The 4,178-nt window shown below is 71.7% G+C and carries 6 protein-coding genes and 1 pseudogene; all 7 read right to left on the bottom strand.

Going from position 1 to position 4,178, the window contains the following annotated elements; translation table 11 throughout:
- The coding region (locus G6018_RS13830) for an AAA family ATPase (protein WP_182639917.1) at positions 1 to 813 on the bottom strand (813 nt) is incomplete at its 3' end.
- Positions 814 to 829: 16 nt separating this feature from the next.
- The gene (locus tag G6018_RS13825; protein WP_179525481.1) at positions 830 to 1,120 is read right to left on the bottom strand and encodes an acylphosphatase; all 291 of its coding nucleotides are present in this window, start codon (positions 1,118 to 1,120) and stop codon (positions 830 to 832) included.
- The gene (locus tag G6018_RS13820; RefSeq protein WP_182639916.1) at positions 1,117 to 1,605 is read right to left on the bottom strand and encodes an OsmC family protein; all 489 of its coding nucleotides are present in this window, start codon (positions 1,603 to 1,605) and stop codon (positions 1,117 to 1,119) included. The genes G6018_RS13825 and G6018_RS13820 overlap by 4 nt, the downstream gene beginning before the upstream one ends.
- A 5-nt stretch (positions 1,606 to 1,610) precedes the next feature.
- On the bottom strand, positions 1,611 to 2,519 hold the full coding sequence (mutM, locus tag G6018_RS13815; RefSeq protein WP_182639915.1) for a bifunctional DNA-formamidopyrimidine glycosylase/DNA-(apurinic or apyrimidinic site) lyase: 909 nt from the start codon (positions 2,517 to 2,519) through the stop codon (positions 1,611 to 1,613).
- Between the two features lies 1 nt (position 2,520).
- Positions 2,521 to 3,219 carry a ribonuclease III gene (gene rnc / locus G6018_RS13810; protein WP_179525484.1) on the bottom strand — a complete coding sequence of 233 codons (699 nt, stop codon included), beginning with the start codon at positions 3,217 to 3,219 and terminating at the stop codon, positions 2,521 to 2,523.
- Complete coding sequence (locus tag G6018_RS13805; protein ID WP_179525485.1) at positions 3,216 to 3,806, bottom strand: YceD family protein; 591 nt, start codon at positions 3,804 to 3,806, stop codon at positions 3,216 to 3,218. The genes rnc and G6018_RS13805 overlap by 4 nt, the downstream gene beginning before the upstream one ends.
- Before the next feature lie 23 nt (positions 3,807 to 3,829).
- Positions 3,830 to 4,178: pseudogene (locus tag G6018_RS13800) on the bottom strand (DivIVA domain-containing protein); the annotation flags it as partial.

Raw genomic sequence — 4,178 nt, 5'->3', positions numbered from 1 at the left:
CTGGGCGACCGACCGGGCCAGCTCGTCCCGCCGGTCCACGGCCTCGGACACCTGCTCGGCGAGTCGGGCACGGACGCTCTCCGCGTCCGCCAGCTCGGCGCGTCGGGTCACCAGGTCGTCGGCGGCCAACCGGAAGGTCGCGTCGCGGAGGTCGGCCTGGACGGACTGGGCACGGCGCGCCACCTCGGCCTGACGACCGAGGGGCTTGAGCTGGCGGCGCAGTTCGCCGGTCAGGTCACTCAGCCGGTCGAGGTTGCCCTGCATCCCGGCGAGCTTGCGCTGCGCCTTCTCCTTGCGACGACGGTGCTTGAGGATGCCGGCGGCCTCCTCGATGAAGGCGCGACGCTCCTCGGGTTTGGACTCGAGGATCTCGGCAAGTTTGCCCTGGCCCACGATCACGTGCATCTCGCGCCCGATGCCCGAGTCCGAGAGCAGCTCCTGGACGTCCATCAGGCGGGCGCGGTCCCCGTTGATCTCGTACTCCGCCGCACCATCGCGGAACATCCGCCGGGTCAGCGAGACCTCGGCGTAGTCGATCGGCAGCGTGCCGTCCGAGTTGTCGAGGGTGAGCGTCACCTCCGCGCGGCCGAGCGGCGCCTTCCCCGCGGTCCCCGCGAAGATCACGTCCTGCATCTTGCCGCCGCGCAGCGACTTGGCGCTGTGCTCCCCCATCACCCAGGTCAGCGCGTCGACGACGTTGGACTTACCGGAACCGTTGGGACCGACCACGCAGCAGATGCCGGGCTCGAACCTCAGCGTCGTCGGTGCCGCGAAGGACTTGAAGCCCTTGAGCGTCAACGATTTGAGGTACACGGGTGTCGATCCTAGGTCAGCGTTCGACGAATCCCGTCAGGTCACCGCGCGCCGGCTCCCAGGCGTCCACCACGAGGTCCACGTGGCCGGGGGTCCCGCGGCCGCGCAGGAGTTCCACCAGGGCCCGACACGCGGGCTCCGGTCCTTCCGCCACCACGTGTACCCGGCCGTCGGTCTTGTTGGCGGCGTACCCGACGAGGCCCAGTTCGAGTGCCCTGGACCGGGTCCACCACCGGAACCCCACGCCCTGGACCCGCCCGTGGACCCAGGCCACCAGCCGGACCGGGTCCGGATCCCGTCCGCTCATCGCGGGGCGTCCACTGCTGACGCGCCCGGCCCTCGTCCGGTCTCGAAACCCAACCCGATCTCGGACCCCGCCGCCAGCGTCCGGCCGACCGTGCACGCGGAGTCCACCGAGCGCCGGATCATTTCCAGCAGCCTGTCCCGCATGACCGGGTCGAGCCCGGAGAGGTCGAGCTCGTAGGTCTCCTCCAACCGCGGGTACCGCTCGGCCTCGCGGTCGGCGTCCCCGGAGACGTGGACGGTCGCGGCGTAGTCGTCGCCGAGTCGGCGGGAGACGGTGAAGTCCGAGGCCATCGCGGTGCACGACGCCAGGGCGATCTTGAGCAGTTCACCCGGGGTGAACACGCCCTCGACGTCCGCCGACCCGATCTCGACCCGCGCGCCCCGCGTCGAGTGCCCGACGTACCTCCGGGTCCCGGCCCGCTCCACCCGGAGCTCGGTGGCGGCCGGTGGGTTCTGTGAGGTGTCGTCCTTACCGGTCATCGTCATGACGGTCATCGTACGGAGCGGGCCCGGCGCGCCCCACCACGGCGGGGCGCCGCCTGGCAGGCGGGGCAGAAGTGGGAGCCCCGGTTCATGAAGTCCTCGCGGACCACCGGCGTCCCGCACCTCGCACAGGGACGCCCCGCCTGCCCGTAGACGTCGAGGGACCTGTCGAAGTACCCCGAGGCCCCGTTGACGTTGACGTACAGGGCGTCGAAGGAGGTGCCCCCGGCGGCCAACGCGTCCGACATCACGTCACGGGCGTGGCCGAGCACTCCGCGGACGGTGGCCAGCGTCAAGGCCCCCGCGCGCCGGCGGCCGTGGACACCGGAACGCCACAGTGCCTCGTCCGCATAGATGTTGCCGATGCCGGACACCACGGTCTGGTCCAGCAGGAGTCGTTTGATCTCGGTGTCCCGGCGGCGGATCGTCCGCGCCGTGGCCTGCTCGTCGAATCCGGGCTCGAACGGGTCGGCCGCCACGTGGGCGGCCGGCGCGGGCAGGAGCACCCGGGTGCCGTCGGCGGCCTCGGCCAGTGGGACGACGGTCCACCCGCCGAACGTCCTCTGGTCGACGAACCGCAGCTCCCTGCCGTCGTCGAGCAGGGCGCGGGCGTGGAGGTGTCGTACCTGCGGAGCGTCGGAGGTCGTGACCAGCATCTGGCCGCTCATCCCGAGGTGGACCAACAGGCAGTCGGCGCCGGCGGAGTGCTCACCGTCCAGGGTCAACCACAGGTACTTGCCCCGCCGGCCGGCACCGGTCACCACCCGATCTCGCAATCGGGCGACGATCTCCGCCGGACCGCCGGGCTGGCGGCGGGCCGTGCGGGCCCCGGTCACGTCGACGTCGAGTATCCGACGCCCCACCACGTGCGACTCGAGACCGCGTCGCACCACCTCGACCTCGGGGAGTTCCGGCATGTCAGCCCGTGGCCCGGTCCAGGGCGGCCCAGGCCTGCTCGGCGGCCTTCTGCTCGGCCTCCTTCTTGGTCCGGCCGACGCCCTCCCCCAGTGGATCGTCTCCGACCAGGGCCACCGCGGCGAAGGTCTTGTCGTGGTCCGGCCCGGTGGAGGTGATGTCGTACCGGGCCTTGGGCCGGCCGAGGGCCGAACACTTCTCCTGGAGGCTGGTCTTCCAGTCCAGCGCCGCTCCCAGGGTGGGCACCACCCGCAGCCGCTCACCGATGATCCCCTCGACGATCCCCCGCGCGACCTCCAGGCCATGGGTCAGGTAGACGGCACCGAACACGGCCTCCAGGGTGTCCGCCAGGATCGAGTGCTTGTCCCGCCCGCCGGTGAGTTCCTCTCCCCTGCCGAGGCGGAGGAGCGCACCGAGCCCGTCGGGGCCCATCTCGCGGGCGATATCGGCCAGGACGTAGGTGTTGACCAGGCTCGCCCGGATCTTCGCGAGGTCGCCCTCGGGGCGGTCCGGGTACGCGGTGTAGAGGTGTTCGGTCACGACGAGTTCCAACACGGCGTCGCCGAGGAACTCGAGCCGCTCGTTGTGCGGGAGTCCCCCGTGCTCGTAGGCGTACGACCTGTGGGTCAGCGCCTGTGCGGCCAGCTCCGGGGGCAGCTGTACACCCAGGACCGCGCCGAGCTCCGGGGAGGGGTCCGTCACCCGGCCCCCTCGTCGGTCCCGGGGTCCGCGAACTTCTCCGCCAGGCCGGCCCAGCGCGGATCGATGCGCCCCTCGGTGCTGCCGGAGACCCCGTCCGGCGCGGGGGTGTCGGGGTTGACGCAGTCGCTGAGACCGTAGTCCGTGCACGTGGGCGACATCGGGAACTCCAGGCCGAAGGCGTCGACCAGAGCGGGTTCCAGGTCCAGCAGATCCCCGTCGAGCAGCCGCACCTCGTCCTGCTCCGCGCCGTCCGCCGCGGCCGTCCCCTCGGCGGCGAACATCTCCGTCAGGTCCACGGAGACCTCGGTGGTGAACTCGCCGAGACACCGTGCGCACTCCACCGCGGCCCGCCCCGTGACGGTGCCGGTCACCAGCACCCCTTCCTCGACGAAGGTCAGGTCCAGGTCCAGGTCGACCTCGGCCCCCTCGGGGATCCGGATCAACTCGACCCCGATGTCCGACGGCAGCACCGCGGCACGCTGGACCTGCGTCATCGCCCCCGGGGACCGGGCGATGCTGCGGGTGTCGAGGACGAGGGAATCGGCGGCCGGGCGGCCTTGGCGTCGCTTGCGGGAGGTGGTGGACACGCCCAGCAGACTACCGTCTCCGATCAGTAGTCTCCGTACCCGTCGCCGTAGTGATCGCCCTCGCGGGCCCCGCGGCGGCCGGGGGCCTCACGTCGCCCGGCCGGGGTGACCCCGTGGAGTTCCTCGCGCCCGCGCGACACGGTACGGATGGTCGAGCCGAGGAACTCCTCGAACCGCGCCATCTTGTCGTCGATGTAGGCGTCGCACTCCTCGCGCCGACGGTCGCTCTCCGCGTGTGCGGCGTCCCGGATCCGGCTGGCCTCCTCGTCGGCGATCCGGACGACCTCGGACTCCGACAGCATCCGCTGCTGCTCCTGGCGGGCCTCGGTGATGGTGCGGTCGTAGATGATGTTGGCCTGCTCCACCAGCCGG

It is taken from the genome of Dietzia sp. DQ11-44 (assembly GCF_014145205.1).
GTDB classification, from domain to species: domain Bacteria; phylum Actinomycetota; class Actinomycetes; order Mycobacteriales; family Mycobacteriaceae; genus Dietzia; species Dietzia natronolimnaea.
This window is presented reverse-complemented; position numbering and strand designations above follow the sequence as displayed.

What these genes read in the sequence shown, in the direction of transcription:
- G6018_RS13825 (WP_179525481.1), bottom strand. Translation starts at nt 1,120, where the DNA reads ATGAGCGGACGGGATCCGGACCCGGTCCGGCTGGTGGCCTGGGTCCAC.
- G6018_RS13820 (WP_182639916.1), bottom strand. Translation starts at nt 1,605, where the DNA reads ATGACGATGACCGGTAAGGACGACACCTCACAGAACCCACCGGCCGCC.
- mutM (WP_182639915.1), bottom strand. Translation starts at nt 2,519, where the DNA reads ATGCCGGAACTCCCCGAGGTCGAGGTGGTGCGACGCGGTCTCGAGTCG.